Consider the following 13,194-nt stretch of genomic DNA (forward strand, 5'->3'; position numbering starts at 1 on the left):
ATCCTTTCCGGGCCGCATCCCCTGCGGAATCCTTTCCGCATTCAGCATCCATGACTATGGCAATCCTCCACCAGCAGGTAGGGCAGGTCCGCCGGGTGCCATGCCCACGGCTTTGCGTGGGCATGCGCCTCCAAATGAATCCCGAAGCAGGTAGGGCAGGTCACAGCCCCGCCAAGTCGCCCCGACCAACCACGGCGCCGACCTGCCGCAGGCCTGACCCTGTCATCCATGCCAGCACGGGTTCGCCGTCGCCATTCATTGATCACGAATGCTGCGCAGCCAAGCAACCTCGCAGAGTCGATATTCCGGCTCGCCACACCGCAGCCCCTCGGCCCACGCGGGCCATCGATGAGTCATTGGTATCTGGGCATTGGTCATTCGGATTTCATTGGTCATTCGGGTTTCGACATTGGTCATCAGGATTTCGACTTTCGTCGTTCGGATTTCGGCATTCCCCTCCCCCCTCTGAAATCTCAAATCCTCAAATCTCAAATCCCCCCAACCCCGTTCCCCGTTGTCAGCGGCGGCGTGAAAATGCAGAAATCTCGCCGTGCGGGTTGAATTCGGCCACCTGCGGGCCGGTTCGGCTGTGCCGTGCGGTTCTCTGACCGCTTCTTACCTCAATGCCCTAGACTCTTGTGCTGAGGGCACTTGGGGCAAGAAACGGTGGTTGCCAACAGCCAAGAGGCGGCCTCGTCGAACCCGCCCATGATTGGCCGGTTTTGCCCGCCCGCTGACAGCGGAGAATCAGCCGTCCAGAGAATGGGGTGAGGGTTGGGGCAGGCTGCTTTACTGGCCGGGGCGGAGAGGCGCAGCAGGCCCCGGTGAGCGACGGCAAGGCTGGGTTCTCCCGGGCAGGTCCGGCTGAAGAAGACAGGCGTGTGCCCGGAGAGAAGAGAACCCAAGTGAAGAGGACAGGCGCGTGCTCGGAGGAGAGAAGACCCGGCTGAAGAAGACCACGTATTTCAAACCGGCCAGTCTATCGGAGTCTCAGAATGTCGCTGAAAGCAGATGATGCTCGGCGGGCCCGCAGCGTACAGCGGCAACTCGGATATCGTCCCTTGCCGGGTGCGGTTCAGCGGTGTGAGGTGACGGTCTGTTGAGCAAGCCAGGCTGCCAGTTGGGCGGGACGGTCGGTGATGATGCCGTCAATGCCGAAGCCAAGAAGCCTTTGCCAGTCGGCCGGCTCATTGGTTGTCCAGGCCCAGACTCTGTAGCCTCGACCGTGCAGGTCGCAAACCAGTGGGGCGGTCAGGTCGGTGTGTTTCCAGCCCACGATCCGGACGCCGGCGGCAGCGATGCCGGCAAGTCGTTCCTCGGTCAGTTCTTTGTCACCAAGAGCCCCGAGCACCTGGCGAGGCTCCAGTTGGTGCATCTGCTTTAGAAACTCCCAGTCGAAGCTCTGCACGACCAGCTTGCCGACGAGCCGTTTCTGTCGTAGCAAGCGGACATAGTCTTCGGCCGGACCGTCCTTGTGTTCGAGAAGCGTCAGCGAGCCGGCCTGGATCACATCGAGGGCCTCGGTCAGCTTCGGCAGGCGCTCGCCGGCAAACTGGGCGTCAAACCATCGGCCCGCATCGAGCTTGTCGAGCGCGGCGTCCGGTATCTCGCGAATCTTGATCTTCTCCCGCTTGAACACCTCCTTGGCGTCGGTGGTGCGGTCAAGCGTCGCGTCGTGCAGAACGTACAGTGTTCCGTCCGCCGAGGGGCGGGCGTCCAGTTCGACGTAGATCGCTCCTGCCGCTACGGCGCTGCGAAACGCGGAAAGCGTGTTTTCCGGTGCAACAGCCGAATTGCCCCGATGAGCGATGATCAGGACATTGTCAGGCGACCCTAACGGGAGCCGGCTCGTACAAGATGCACACATGATCAGACCCATAGCCGCTATTGAAGGCAAAACCGTTCTCATGACGCGGGAGTCTACCAGAAGTCGCATCGAGTCACAAACGATGACCAGGCTTGTCGTGAAGCGGCGCGAAGACCGTCGCACGGCTTCTATTGGCGAGCGGCGACGGCTTCGGGAGCCGTTGGGCCGGGCCGCGGCCACGGGGTGCGATTGTGGAAGGCGGCGATCAGGTCTGCCGACGGTTCGTACCGGCCGACGTATTGGTCGAATCGGCGACGAGCGTAGTAGGAGACCTGGTACGTATGCCAACCGGCAAGCATCGCGTGCAGGGCGGCGGCCCGCTGCGGCTCCTGGGTGAGCAGATTGATCTGCTCGCCCGGGTCGGTCCTCAGATCGAACAGGAGCCGGTTCAAATCGGACAAGTCGTAGATGTATTTCCATTTGTCCAGCGTCACGCATTCCATCCATTGCGTGAGCTGCAGTACGGAGAAGATCGGCCGGTCGCGCCCGCTGTAGCCTGGTGCGAGGATGTCCACACCTTGCCAGCTCGGATGGGGCCGAATTCCCACCAGGCCCGCGATGGTCGGGGCGATATCCAGACTGGAGACGCTGTCGGACACGCGGGACGACAAAGCGTACGGCATCGCCTGTCGTAGAGCAGGGCCAACCCATACGATCAGCGGCACGTGGATCATCTCCTCCCACAGATGCACCCCATGCCGGGCCAGGCCGTGCTGCATGAACGCCTCACCGTGGTCGCCGACGATCACGATCACGCTATTGTCCAGTGCCCCGGCCTTGGCCAGCACCTCCCGGATGCGGCCGACCCAATGGTCGCCATATCGCATCGCGTTGTCGTATTGGTTCCGGAGAAGGGGAACGACGTCGGCCGGAATGTGGATGATACCGTCGCCGTTCGAGTACAGCGGCGGCACCGGCTGGTAGTACGAGAACCAGGGCTCGGGCACCTCATAATTGAAGTGCGTCGATTGCAGATAAAAGCTGCAGTAGAACGGCCGCGGGTCGCTGCGGCCTGCAAGCCATTGCTCGAAATGCCCAACCGCATGCCGGTCATCCATGCGCATGCAGTCGGCTTTCTCCTGGCCCCAGGTATCGTGCGTGAAGTAGGTGTCATAGTCCGAAGGCGGCGTGAAGTGGTTGATGCGATCGAACGCCTCGTTGCCGCTGCTGAAGATCGCCAGTTCGTATCCGGCAAGCTTCAGCGTTCGCGGCAATCCCAGGAACGGGAATGACACATCGCCAAAGTGGTCGTTATCCGAGGCCCGCAGCATCGACAGCGACGTCATGATCGAAACCACGCTGTAGGTCGAGAACGACGCCGGCGAGATACAGTGTTCGAAAAGCGTGCCTTCAGCAGCCAACCTGTCCATGTTGGGGCTGACGTCGGCCTTGGGATACCCATAACAGTGCAAGGCCGAGGCGGACACCGATTCCAGCAAGATCAGGATCACGTTCGGCGCGGGTTGGCGCGGCTTGCCCATCGCGGATTGGTATTCCGCTTCGCTCATGATGGCCGGGCCGAAGGTGGTCGGAACAGGCCCCAGCAGATCCGTGCCCATGACCAGCCTCGCCACGTTGAAGGCCCGCAGCGGCGGCGACGACTTGAAGACGGTCGTCAGGGCCTCGCTGGGCCGGGTGCAAAGTTGCACCACGACCAGGCCTGTAACCACTGCCAAAACGCCTGACATCGACCCCGCCAGCCGCAGGGGCCGCTTGACCAGCGCGGCCTCTGCCGACGACGCATGCTGAGACGTGTTCGGCCGATAAACAAGCATGGATCGTGCGACCAGGCGATAGACGACGATCGCGGCCGCAATGGTCATCACACCGGCGGCGATCAGATACCGCCCGCCCATTTCCCACGCATTCTCGAAGATCGCGTCCGGAATCGACCAGATCATTCGCAGAGTAGCCAACCCGATGACCTGAGAGGTCATCGAGTAGGTGAACTCATTGAGAACGAGCCAGAGCACGAGGGGAACAACGATCGTTGCCTCCAAAGCCGCCGCGATGCGAACTCGCCGCTGCTGGCTGAGCGGCCGAACTGCCAGCAGGCCGAACGAGGCAAGCGCCGCTCCCGTGAACATGCCCAGCGCCGCGAAGATCGCCACGGCCCATAAAGAGGAAACCACGCGAGTAGCGAGGGAAAGCCCGTCGGGCAGTCGACCGGTGGCGATCCACAGGCCGTAGATTCCCATGACGATGCCGCCGGCAGCCATTTGCCGACAAATAGTCAACCCGGTGCCGGCGCTGGCAAAGCTGCCGGAATGTGTGTGAAAACCGCCGCGAGCATGCGGTCGGGCAGCGTCGAGGTCGCCACGGCGATCGAGACCCGCCGTGCCGTTAAGCGTCGGACTGCCTTTCTCGCACATCTTTTCAGTCGGAATTGTGGCTTGGGGCTCGGTTCGCATAGCCACATCTTAGCCCGGAACCGCCTATCTGTTAACAACCCTTTTGCTGGCGCAAGACGGCTTATTCCGACAGCGGCTCCACGGATACGTCATCAACGGCCACCAGCCAACGATCCTTTGGCAGGCGGGAGCTTGCTAGATGAAGGCACAGGATCGGGCCGTCGCAGGGGGCTGAGAGGTCCAGGACGACTTCCGTCCATTCCTTGCCGATCGGTTTGCCCGGGGAACGCCCCCCACGTTCTTCGTCGGGGTCGAACAGAGAAGCCGTCATCATGACCGCCACCGCCTGATCCTGTGGTCCGAAGTAACGTGCAAACCAGCGGACACGAATCCTTCCACCTTTCGCCGCCCGGACGGGGACTTCGATGCGGTCGTCAAAAGCTCGCTTGGACGAACTCGGCAACTGTGCCAGGAGCAGGGCGTGACCGCCGCCGTGGCAGTACTCCTTGCCGAGTGCTCCGCCGTCACGGCAAATCGACGGTCCCGTGACGGTCCACGCCCAGGGAATACCTGCTCGAAACAAGCTTTCAAAGCCTCCGTTCGGAATCAGTCCTTTGGGAGCGATGAACGGCACACGTGCAATGGGAATACCCTGTTTCTCGCCGACGATTGATGAGATAACCGCCAGCAGAGGCGTGTCGGGTGGCAGACCGGGCAGGGCGACGCTGAGGATATTGGGGTCGCCTTTCTCCGAGATCACACGCTTGCCCTCTTCGTTGAAGACCTCGATCAGGCTGGGCGGGTCTTCTTGTTCTGAGGCCGAAGCGATTAGGCCGTTGATCACCGGGACGCCGTCCGGCTGAAGCACGAACCGGAGAGTGACAGGGCGAGGAGTGCCTGGCCGGGCCAGCTCCTGGAAGGTTTGAAACGCGGGGCGCGGCCGCAGGTTCAGGTCGCAGAGGCCGAAGCCGAGGTGCACCGGCTCAAAATCGGCGATGGCCAGTTGTTGAGCGATGAGAACATCCTTCTGGTCGGAACGACTGAAGGCTTTCAGGAACTCCGCCGTGCCGTGCTGTTGGACTTCGATGCCCATTTCGGCGACGTTCCAGCCGTATTCGGTGATCCAGATGGGCACTCCCGCGTCGCCATACCGGGCCGCGACGGCCCGAATCGCATCGAGCTTGTGAATCAGCTCGTCGGTAGTTTCCGTCGGCCGCTTGGCGTATGGATGCTCGGCAATGGCATCCCAGAGTTTTGCGTTGTCGTATTTGTCCCTGCGCAGTTGGTAGCACTGCTCAACGAAGATCGGCGCATGGCCGTCGGCGTCGTCCAGGCCGCCAATGGCCACTTGGGCGACGGGGTCGACGGCCTTGATCGCCTTGAAGCACCGTTGCAGCCACGGCAGATACGTGTGGGCCATCCGGGCGTTGTCGCACCCCTCGTTGATCCAACTGCAGCCGTTCTGCTCGTTCCAGAATTCATAGTATTTGGCACGATTCTTGTATCGCTCGGCCATGCGGGTGATGAAGGCGGTGAAGTCGGCGGCGTGCTCCTCCTTTGGTGGATGATTGTGAGCGCTCTTGCCGGTCGGGCTGACCCATGCAGGGATGTTGCAGATCAGCACCACGGGCTCGATGTGGTATTTGGCGCAAAGCTCAATTTCTCGGTCAAGGCTCGACCAGTCCCACTTGCCCTTTTCGGCCTCAACTTCCCGCCAGCTCGCCAGCACGCGGGCCGACCGGCTGCCCGCCTCACTGATCCGCTGAAAAAGCAGCTCGTCGTAGCGGACGAAGTCACTGCCCTGTCGTGGTGCGCCGACCGCCTCTCGGTTGCCGACCGGATTGATGCTGAAAATGAGAGGCCGGTCGATTGTCTCGGCCCACGCAGACGCGCTCGCAAGCAGAACACCGGCGGCCGACAGGAACAAGCATGAGCGGGTCATCACCTTAGGTCCTCCTTACCGAAAATCCTGTTCTGCACACCGCGCCGATTCCTGTATGGTCTCTCAGGGTACACGCGGAGTCGAGCAGCGGCAATTCCAAAGGTCGCTGGCCGAGGCAGGCCGGATCTGATACGCTGGGGACGGTTAACCGGGTTCGCTTTTTCTTGATCAGGAGCATGTCACTCATGCGCAGTTTCGCCTTCAGAATGAGGATATTGTTGTGGGTCGCGGTCGCGATCTGGTCGCAGTTGACCGGCTGCGGGCCCCAGACCGTGACGAAGTGGTATAAGGGCAATACCCACACCCACACGTGGTGGAGCGACGGCGACAGCCCGCCCGAAACGGTGGTCAAGTGGTACAAAGACCACGGCTACCACTTCCTGGTCCTCAGCGATCACAACGTGCTCAGCGAGGGTGAGAGGTGGGTTGCGGCGGACAAGCGACGAGGCGAAGCCGCGAGGATCTACGAGGAGACGTTCGGAAACGCAAAGGTGGTCAAACGCCAGGGCGCGGACGGCCAGACCGAGTACCTTTGCGCGCCGCTCGACAAGGTCAAGGCTCAATTCGAGGAACCGGGGCAGTTCCTGCTGATCCAAGGTGAAGAGATCAGCGACAGCGCCGAGGGCAAACCCGTTCATCTGAACGGGGTCGGCATTACGACGGTCATCCCGCCTCAGCGGGGCAGCGATATCTTCGTGACGCTTCAGAACAACGTCGATGCGGTTCTTGCCCAGGAGGCACAGATGTGCCACCCGATGCTGGTTCACGTGAATCATCCCAATTTCGGATGGGCGCTGCGTGCCGACCAGATGGCCAGGCTGGAAGGGTCGGTGATGTTCGAGGTTGCGAATGGTCATCCTGGGGTCAACAACCTCGGAGACGAGACGTACATGTCGACCGAGCGGATGTGGGACGTGGTGCTGACCAAGCGGCTGGCCGAGTACGGCCTGCCGATCATGTACGGACTGGGTACCGATGATGCCCACAATTTCGTCGCGACCGGCGGGGCGGGTCCAGGTCGCGCCTGGGTCGTGGTGCGGTCCTCCGCTTTGACGGCCGATTGCCTCATCGAGGCCATGTATCGGGGCGATTTCTACGCTTCCACCGGTGTCATCCTCAAGGACATCCGCTTTGCCGACGACCGGCTGGACATCGAAATCGAACCCCGGCCCGGCGTGGGCTACAAGACTCAGTTCATCGGCACACTGGCCGGCTACGACGACACCGTGGCTTATCTGCCGAGCGACCCGAAGCGCGGCCCGACATGCAGGTATAGTGACGACATCGGTCGGGTCCTCAGCGAGCAGACCGGCACGATCGCATCGTACAAACTCACCGGGAAGGAAATCTACGTCCGCGCGAAGGTGATTTCCACGGCCAGACATGACGTTCCGGTGGTCGCGGGCGATTTCCAGGTGGCTTGGTGCCAACCGGTGCAGCCCGGCTGCCGGAGCGGCGGCGCTCGCTGAGCAACCGTCGGCGCGCTCCTCGATCACTTCATTGCATAGACGTACTGGAATCTCGCATTGGGGGCGGTGTCGCCGTTGACGGTGAATTCCATGACGTCGTTGTCACACTGCATGTTGTCGGCCCATTTGAAGCCCAGACGCAGCGGCGAATCGTCCCGGGGCCGCAGAATCCGGCGCGGCACCGCCAGTTCCAGCTCGCTGCCGCTGACACGATAGGGGACTTCGTCAATGGCCGTCCAGACGCCGTTCGTGCCCGCTTTCTCGAGGACGGATTTCGTCTGGCCGCGAAGCCTGCGGTTTACCCGGAAATCGTAGCTTTCCCATCCGGTCGCAAGATCATTGTCGGCGTTGATGTAGAGCAGCATCCAGTTCGGATCGGTACTCGGAGTGATTACCGAAGCGGTTCGAGCGTAGAAGCAGACGACGTGGTCGTCCGCCGCTACCTTCAAAAGCACGAAGTCGTTTCGCCCGGTCTTGTTGACATAGCGCCCTGCATCATCATAACCCGGGTGGTCCCTGTGCATGGTGTCACCCCGATCATCGCGGAACCCGGGTTGTACGCCCGCCCAATCCGAGAAGTCGCCGTCGATCTGAATGGTGGTTGGCCCGGAAGCTGTGGGCGCGGGGCGCACGCCCTTGAACCGCCTGATTCCGCTCACCATCTGGTAGTAGTAGTTGTCCCAATGCCCACCTTTCATCGGCTCGATGTCCCGGCTGTACTCTTGGGTGAACTGGTCAACAAACATGACCGGCTCACGCACGCCGTTGAACTCCGGCAGACGCATCGCAATCCATTCGTTCCAACCGGTGATGAAGATGAACTCCGGGTCCAGCTCCAGCGCCCGCTTCCACTGCTCCGCGAAGTTCAGGCCGTGCAGCACGGCGTCCGGGCGCTCGTCCTTGATGCCATCGTGCCAACTGCGGCCGTAGGTGTTGGGTTCGCTGAAGGCGCAGAGCCGCTTGCCGCTGGCGTTTTGGGCGACGCTCACCGAAACCTGTTCCACCTCGTTTGTGTCGTTGTAGTAGGGCGCCTGCGGATGGATCTGGAGCCATTGCCACTGATTGGGGCCGGTGGGGCCGGAAAAGTAGTCGGGCCCATGCGGTCGGAAGGTAAAAGTCTCCTGCATCTCCGGCGGGGCGCTTTCCTTCCTTGCCAGTATCAGCGGTTTGCCTTTCCAACGGAACCACAGGTCGGCGTAATCTCCCTTCTTGTACAGGTCGTCATACAAGCGCGACAGTACTCGCCTATCGTCTCCAAACGGCGCAAAAAAAGCGATCTGCGGCGTCCTGCCGCCGTCCCGGCGGACCTGCATCCAGACTTCGCACAGCTTCCGGTAGACCTTGGGGTATGTCTCTTGGTTGCTCACGTCGAAAACGGCGACGTCAACAAGCGCGTCGGAGAGCATCTGAGCGTGTTTGCGGAGGATCCAGGCGTCATCGCCGAGGTAGTAGCCGAACAGCGGCTCGCCCCAGTGGTGAAAGTGGTACTCAGGGCCCCACGGGTTGGTGGTCGGCCGCCCGAGGGCGTCCGGCTGCGAGGCCAGGATGCGCGTGATATCGTACGGCCCCTCGGTCCGGTGTTGCCCAAGCCATAGAAAGTAGAAGATACCCACGCTCTTGCCGGCACGAGGGCCGCCGACTTGGTCGTGGTTCGGGGCCGCACGTCCAAGGCCGTCAACGGCTGCCCAAGTATCAGGTTGCGTATCGATGAACTCGGCGGCAGCGTTGCGGTTGACTGACAACGGAAGCAGGACGGATGCACATATCGCCATTCCGAGCGCGTCTTTCATGCCGAGCACCTCCCCAAGCATAACGTTCTGATCCTCGCTTTTTTTCTGCTGTTTCGCGGCCCCGTGGCCGAAGATTCACCCGACAGGCCCGCCCCACAACCAGTCCGATAACATAGGCAGGGCCCGGAATGCCTGCAACCAACCGCGTTACGACGTGTCTATTGAGAGGAGGCAAGGTCTGCGCCCGGCTTGGTTGCCAGCCGGTGTACGTTGGCGGAGAATGGACCTTCCGCGGGCGTTTGCCGTCTTTTTCAGTGATCGAAAGCGAGCCCAAGAGCGAGGATGAGGTTCGGTGGGTTCACGTCTGATCAGTATCGTGGTGCCGGTGTACGACGAGGTCGACTCGCTGGATGGGCTTGTTGCTGAGATCCGCGACGTGGCCGCCCGGAATGACCTGGAGGTCGAAGTTATTCTGGTGGACGACGGCAGCCGCGATGCGAGCTGGGAGAGGATCGTATCGCTTGCTCGCAACGACAAGCGGATCGGCGGCCTGCGGTTTCGTCGCAATTGCGGCAAGGCGGCGGCTCTGATGGCCGGCTTCGCCGTCGCCCGCGGCAACCTGGTGTTCATGATGGACGCCGACATGCAGGATCCCCCGGAGGAAATGCCGCGTATGCTCGCCAAGCTGGACGAAGGCTTCGATCTGGTCAGCGGCTGGAAGCGCATCCGCCACGACCCGTGGCACAAGGTCTACCCGTCTCGGGTGTTCAACAAGATGATTGGATGGTTGACCGGCGTCCGGCTCCACGATCACGTCTGCGGGTTCAAGGTCATGCGGCGCGAAGTGGCCAAGGATCTTCGGCTTTATGGCGAGTTCCACCGCTTCATTGCCGTGTTCTCGGCGGCCCGCGGTTATCGAGTGACGGAGATTCCGACCCTGCACCGGGCAAGGACTCGCGGTGTTGGCAAGTACGGTTTGACGCGTTTCTTCAAGGGTTTTCTCGATCTGCTCACCGTGACAACGCTGACCCGATACCGCTGGCGACCGCAACACGTTATCGGTGTCACAGGTGTGGTCGTCGTCTTGCTGGGCGCGATGTTGCCGCTCCTTGCCGTGATCGCCGGGCAGATGTCGTCGGAACTCGGCCGCTTGAATGAATGGCTGGGCCGGCCGTTTGAAACGATCAGAGGCTTGACGGCGATGCTTGCCTGGCTCCTCCTGGTCCTGACGCCTGGGCTGGTCTTGATCGCCATCGGACTGGTCGCCGAGCTGGTGGTAGCAGAGCGTCCCTTGGATCGTCTGTACGAGGTGGTTGAGAAAGTGGGCTGGTGCGCCGAGACCGAGCCGGCCCAAGGCTGAACAGGAACGTGTCTTAAGGCGAGGGATGGTATGCAGGATCCAACAAGACCGGTCAATCCGTTGCTGAGAGAGACCCCGCCCGCGGGTGCCAGCGTTGTCGATTCCAGCACCCGCCCCCCGGAGAAACCCCTGTTCACGCCGCCCGTCCCGCTTCCCGGGGTCACGAAGCGCCGCATGCCGACCGACGTGACGGTTGTTTTCATGATCTTGGCGGCGATGGTCATTAGCTTTGCGACATTGACGCGAACCAAACTGGAGCACTGCGTTAACGATGGTTCGCGTTGGAACACCGTCTTTTACCTGGTCGAGTACGGCACCTATGAATATCTGCCGGATTGGGGTGAAATCAAGGGTGTGTCGAAGAGGGGTGTCTCGGATCCCGATGAACACATCGCAAGACATAACTCCAACAGCACGCCGGAAGACAAGGCCCGGATCAAGGGGTTGATGCGCAAGTTTGGCGACCGCTACTATCGCCACGTGTGGGACATCCCGCCCTTCTCGACGGTTGACATGATCAGCGTGAAGGACAAGAACGGCCAGGACCACTTCTATTCCAGCAAGCCTCCGCTGCTGTCGACCTGCGTGGCCGGGGTGGTGATGGGGCTTGAGAAGATCGTCTCACCGATCATGGCCATGCCTTCGGTCCATGAGTATCTGACGGGGTCGCGGCCGGAGGTCCGGTCCGGAGCCGCCACGCAGCCGGCCGGCACGCAGCCGTCCCAGACGCCCTCGCCCGGCTCGTTCACATTTCGCGAGCACCCCATGTTCTACATGCGTGCCGCGGTGCTTCTGGTTCAACTGGTCCCGTTCCTGATCATGATCTGGGTAATTCGTCAGCGGGTGATCGAGCAGACGGATTCTCCTTTCGTGCAGAACTTCTGCGTGGGTGCGGCGGCCTTGGCGACCTTCCTGACTTCATATGCCGCACCTCTAAACAACCATATTGTTGCCGCTTACTGTGCCATGTTTGCCCTGCATGCGATGCTGCGCGTCTGGTATGATGGCCGTCGCGAGTGGTATTGGTTCCTCATCGCCGGGCTGTTCGGCGGGCTGTGCCACGGCCTGGAACTGCCGGCAACTCTGCTCACGCTGGCTATTCTTGTCGCTCTGTTCTGGAAAGAGCCGCGGCGGGCGCTGGTCGTCGGCCTGCCGGCCATGCTCATTCCCATCGCCGCGTCACTCTACACCACGTACCTGGTCACCGGTTCGGTAACGCCCATCCCGATGAGGTTCGACGAGCCGAACGGTCCCTTTTTCTATGATGGCAGTTACTGGCACCCCAACAACTATTACACCCCCCGAGGCGTGAGCATCGATTTTCTCCAGGAGCCGAAGCAGAAATACATGTTCCACCTCCTGGTGGGGCATCACGGCTTTTTCAGTCTGACGCCGCTGTTCGTTCTGAGCCTGATCGGCATCGGACGGCACATGGCCGGCATACGAGCAAGGCGGGCGGTCCTTGCCTCAGTGGTGTTGGCGGCGATCTTCCTTGCTGCGGCAATTCTGTGGAAAGCCGATGCCGGAGGTTCCTCGCTATCGTGGCCCAGGCCCGACGCGGCCCGGGTTGCGTCAACGCACGCCATGGCGGGGGACGTGTCGGCCGCTTCTGCCGATTCTGCCGACGGCTCTCGGTTCACTCGCTGGTGGGCGGACTTCAAGCTCGGCCTGGCATGCATCAAGACGGCCGTGAGCCATCCCGTCGCGGCGATTGATCAGGCGGCCGACCTGCTGTGGGGCCGAGGCTTCCTCGCGTTCATCGCGATCCTGCTGGTCGTGAACCTGGGAATGTACCTTGGAGAACCCGACCAGAAACACTCGCTTTTGGCCGCCGGAACGTTGTTCCTGTTCCTTGCGGTGCTCTTGTTTTATACATTCCGCACGCACAATTATGCGGGTGTTTGCCAGGGGCCGCGCTGGATGTTCTGGATGATCCCGTTGTGGCTATTGATGTTGCCTGCCGGCATCGGGCCGCTGGCGGAGCGGCGAGTCGGGCGGTGGTTGTGCTATCTGTGCCTGTTCGTGTCGTTGTTGTCCGTGTTCTGGGGATTGCCCAGGCCCGATGAAGACGTCAGAGCCACCGACCGCCCGTTTACGTCCTCGTGGCTCCACGATTACATGCGATGGCGAAACTATATTGACTACTGACGTGAATCAGGAATACGAAGCACTGCGACGGGAGTCCTTTGGCTGGATCAAGGCGGCGGCACGAATTGCCCTGGAACGGCTCGGGAGGGCTGACGTGACTCGCAAGCACGACAAGTCTCCTGTGACCGACGCCGATCATGCGGTCCAGGATGCTCTGTTGGCGTCCATCGCCAAGTTGTATCCTCAGGACGCCGTGATAACCGAGGAGATTCAATCTCGGCCGGATGTCCACCAGCCCGTTTCACGCTCTGGACGTTGCTGGGTCATCGACCCCATCGATGGCACCCGGAATTACGTTCGAGCGATTCCAGTATTCACGGTCTCGGT

The 13,194-nt window shown here is 61.4% G+C and carries 9 protein-coding genes; 5 read left to right on the forward strand and 4 right to left on the reverse strand.

The genetic code is table 11. The annotated features are described in order from the left end of the window. Positions 1-348: 348 nt before the first annotated feature. Entirely contained in the window at positions 349-561 is a 213-nt protein-coding gene (locus PLL20_19270; protein HPD32139.1) for a hypothetical protein, read from the forward strand. Positions 562-1,075: 514 nt separating this feature from the next. Here the strand turns inward: PLL20_19270 and PLL20_19275 are convergent. From PLL20_19275 to PLL20_19285, 3 genes are all read right to left on the reverse strand, one after another. Further along, positions 1,076-1,867, reverse strand: coding sequence for a glycerophosphodiester phosphodiesterase family protein (locus tag PLL20_19275; protein HPD32140.1), 792 nt, complete (start codon positions 1,865-1,867; stop codon positions 1,076-1,078). 128 nt (positions 1,868-1,995) lie between these two features. Continuing rightward, positions 1,996-4,278: a sulfatase gene (locus PLL20_19280; GenBank protein ID HPD32141.1), complete on the reverse strand. Its 2,283-nt coding sequence runs from the start codon at positions 4,276-4,278 to the stop codon at positions 1,996-1,998. A gap of 61 nt (positions 4,279-4,339) precedes the next feature. After that, positions 4,340-6,160: a cellulase family glycosylhydrolase gene (locus PLL20_19285; protein HPD32142.1), complete on the reverse strand. Its 1,821-nt coding sequence runs from the start codon at positions 6,158-6,160 to the stop codon at positions 4,340-4,342. Positions 6,161-6,345: 185 nt separating this feature from the next. Between PLL20_19285 and PLL20_19290 the strand changes: the two genes are divergently transcribed. Then, positions 6,346-7,629 carry a hypothetical protein gene (locus tag PLL20_19290; protein ID HPD32143.1) on the forward strand — a complete coding sequence of 428 codons (1,284 nt, stop codon included), beginning with the start codon at positions 6,346-6,348 and terminating at the stop codon, positions 7,627-7,629. 23 nt (positions 7,630-7,652) lie between these two features. Here the strand turns inward: PLL20_19290 and PLL20_19295 are convergent, their stop codons facing one another. Then, positions 7,653-9,419, reverse strand: a complete 1,767-nt coding sequence (locus PLL20_19295; protein ID HPD32144.1) for a hypothetical protein — start codon at positions 9,417-9,419, stop codon at positions 7,653-7,655. A 292-nt stretch (positions 9,420-9,711) separates the two neighbouring features. Between PLL20_19295 and PLL20_19300 the strand changes: the two genes are divergently transcribed. The 3 genes from PLL20_19300 to PLL20_19310 all read left to right on the forward strand — a co-directional run. After that, positions 9,712-10,719: a glycosyltransferase family 2 protein gene (locus tag PLL20_19300; protein ID HPD32145.1), complete on the forward strand. Its 1,008-nt coding sequence runs from the start codon at positions 9,712-9,714 to the stop codon at positions 10,717-10,719. Between the two features lie 30 nt (positions 10,720-10,749). After that, a complete protein-coding gene (locus PLL20_19305; protein ID HPD32146.1) occupies positions 10,750-12,867 on the forward strand; it encodes a hypothetical protein in 2,118 nt (705 codons plus the stop codon). Continuing rightward, on the forward strand, positions 12,857-13,194 hold a 338-nt coding region (locus tag PLL20_19310), incomplete at its 3' end, for an inositol monophosphatase family protein (GenBank protein HPD32147.1). The genes PLL20_19305 and PLL20_19310, both read left to right, overlap by 11 nt.

This window comes from Phycisphaerae bacterium, assembly GCA_035384605.1.
In the GTDB taxonomy this organism is placed as follows: Bacteria; Planctomycetota; Phycisphaerae; order UBA1845; family PWPN01; genus JAUCQB01.

Bases quoted from the DNA above. Each gene is read 5' to 3' on its own strand.
- PLL20_19270 (HPD32139.1), top strand. From the start codon at position 349: ATGAGTCATTGGTATCTGGGCATTGGTCATTCGGATTTCATTGGTCAT.
- PLL20_19275 (HPD32140.1), bottom strand. From the start codon at position 1,867: ATGTGTGCATCTTGTACGAGCCGGCTCCCGTTAGGGTCGCCTGACAAT.
- PLL20_19280 (HPD32141.1), bottom strand. From the start codon at position 4,278: ATGCGAACCGAGCCCCAAGCCACAATTCCGACTGAAAAGATGTGCGAG.
- PLL20_19285 (HPD32142.1), bottom strand. From the start codon at position 6,160: ATGACCCGCTCATGCTTGTTCCTGTCGGCCGCCGGTGTTCTGCTTGCG.
- PLL20_19290 (HPD32143.1), top strand. From the start codon at position 6,346: ATGCGCAGTTTCGCCTTCAGAATGAGGATATTGTTGTGGGTCGCGGTC.
- PLL20_19295 (HPD32144.1), bottom strand. From the start codon at position 9,419: ATGAAAGACGCGCTCGGAATGGCGATATGTGCATCCGTCCTGCTTCCG.
- PLL20_19305 (HPD32146.1), top strand. From the start codon at position 10,750: ATGCAGGATCCAACAAGACCGGTCAATCCGTTGCTGAGAGAGACCCCG.